This window comes from Endozoicomonas sp. SESOKO2, from assembly GCF_024606245.1.
GTDB lineage: Bacteria > Pseudomonadota > Gammaproteobacteria > Pseudomonadales > Endozoicomonadaceae > Endozoicomonas_A.
Genome location: NZ_JAHHPQ010000415.1, coordinates 1 through 2248, shown reverse-complemented (window position 1 = coordinate 2248; position 2248 = coordinate 1). Strand labels below are relative to the sequence as shown.

General features: G+C 53.9%; 2 protein-coding genes. Both read left to right on the top strand.

Annotation, left to right across the window (positions count from 1 at the left end; genetic code table 11):
• Positions 1 to 1366: ankyrin repeat domain-containing protein (locus tag KDK17_RS09130; protein WP_257287901.1), on the top strand; the 1366-nt coding region annotated here is incomplete at its 5' end.
• Between the two features lie 202 nt (positions 1367 to 1568).
• A partial coding sequence (locus tag KDK17_RS09125) for an ankyrin repeat domain-containing protein (protein WP_257287900.1) occupies positions 1569 to 2248 on the top strand: 680 nt, incomplete at its 3' end.

Below are 2248 nucleotides of genomic sequence, written 5' to 3'. Positions count from 1 at the left end.
CCCGCTGATCATCGCTGCACAAAATGGCCATACCGACTGCGTGAAAGCCCTGATCAAAGCCGGGGCGGATCTCAACGCTGCCTTGTCGGATGGCACCACACCGCTTTTCACTGCTGCAGCGAAAGGCCATATCGACTGCGTGAAAGCCTTGGTCGAAGCCAGGGCGGATCTCAACGCCCGGACTGAGCGTGGCGCCACCTCGCTGTTCATGGCTGCACAGAATGGCAATACAGACTGCGTGAAAGCCCTGATCGAAGCTAAGGCGGATCTCAACGCCGCCTTTCCGGATGGCACCACCGCGCTGTATATCGCAGCCGAGAAGGGCAATATCGACTGCGTGAAAGCCCTGATCGAAGCCAGGGCCAATCTCAACCCCCGGACAGAGGATGGTGCCACCCCGCTGTTCTCCGCTGCTGCAAAAGGCAATACCGACTGTGTGAAAGCCCTGATCGAAGCCAGGGCGGATCTCAACCCCCCAACTGAGAATGGCGCCACCCCACTGATCATCGCTGCTGCGAGAGGCCATACCGGCTGTGTGAAAGCCCTGCTCGAAGCCAAGGCGGCTCTCAACGCCCAGACCAAGAATGGTGCCACCTCGCTGTTCATGGCAGCACAAGAAAATCAGACCGACTGCGTGAAAATCCTGATCAAAGCAGAGGCGGATCTCAACGCTGCCTTGTCGGATGGTACCACCCCGCTGTTCATTGCTGCCCAGATGGGCAATACCGACTGCGTAAAACTTCTGATCAAGGCCGAAGCGGATCTCAACGCCGCCAGAACCATAGACGGCTCCACCCCACTGACCATCGCTACCGAGATGAATAATATTGACTGCGTAAAAGCCCTGATCGAAGCCAGGGCGAACCTCAACGCCCAGACTCATTACAGCCGCAACGCTCTGTTCATCGCTGCTGCAAGAGGCTATACCGACTGCGTGAAAGCCCTGATCGAAGCCAAGGCGGATCTCAACGCCCCAACTGAGGATGGCGCCACCCCGCTGTTCATCGCAGCACAAGTCAATAACACCGACTGCGTGAAAATCCTGATCGAAGCCAAAGCGGATATCAACGCTCCGACTAAGGAGGGTGTCACCCCGCTGTTTATCGCTGCCCTGCAAAACAACATTGACTGCCTGAAAATTCTGATTAACGCCGGAGCGAATCTCAACGCCCGAAGTAAGGATGACGCCACCCCGCTGTTCAAAGCTGCTGAGAAAGGAAATACTGACAGCGTAAAAATCCTGATCAACGCTGGGGCGGATCTCAATGCCGTCAGAATTGAAGACGGCGCCACTGCGCTGTCCATCGCAGCCAGAATGGGCAAGACCGACATTGTGGAAGCATTGCCCAAGGCCGGGGCAATTTAGGGAACAGAGGCAAGGCAGGGAACAAAAGAAAGACGTTATCTCATCCAGAAAACAGAACTTTCAGGTGTTTCCATCTTCTGAGTGTTTGAAATGGGTGATGACTTAGCCACTGCAAACTTTATAGCCACAGAACTGAACTATCGTATTTTTTTTGTGTCAAATAATCTGAACAAATTAATCCAATAACACGGAGGTTTTACTTATGGATGCTATTACTCAACCCCCTTCACCCCCTTCACCCACGGGCACTGACGTAACGTCGAAGGACAATGCCTGTGCTATTTGTTTGAGTGATTTCCACGGCCACGATGTGGCGTCTGTGGCCGTCAAACCCGAATATCGAACCCAATGTGGTCACCACTTCCATCTGGATTGTCTTTCGAAGCATTTTGTTACCCAGTCCATCGGCTCACGCCAGTGCAAAGTGTGCAAGCAAAACCCGATGCCCGTGGTGAATGAGAACACCGATAAACCTCACGATGATAATTTTTTCCCCGATGAGGCGTTTTTTGATGCATGTTGGCATGAGGATTTGGATCAGCTGGATAAGTCACTGGCAGAAGGAGTCAATGTCAATGCCGTTATGCACGGTGATCTCACTGCTTTGATGGTGGCATCCACTATGCAGTACGAGGAGACCGTTGAACGCCTGATCAGTGCTGGGGCGGACGTCAACGTCGACCGCGCTGAGGATGGCTACACCCCGCTGATATTCGCTGCCGATAAACCTGATCCCGTCATTCTGAAACTCCTGATCAACGCAGGGGCGAAGGTCAACGCCGCCAATTCCCTTGGCGCCACAGCACTGCACTTCGCTGCCAGGTCCAATAACATCGACAACATGAAGGCTCTGATAGAAGGCGGGGCGGACGTCAATGCCCG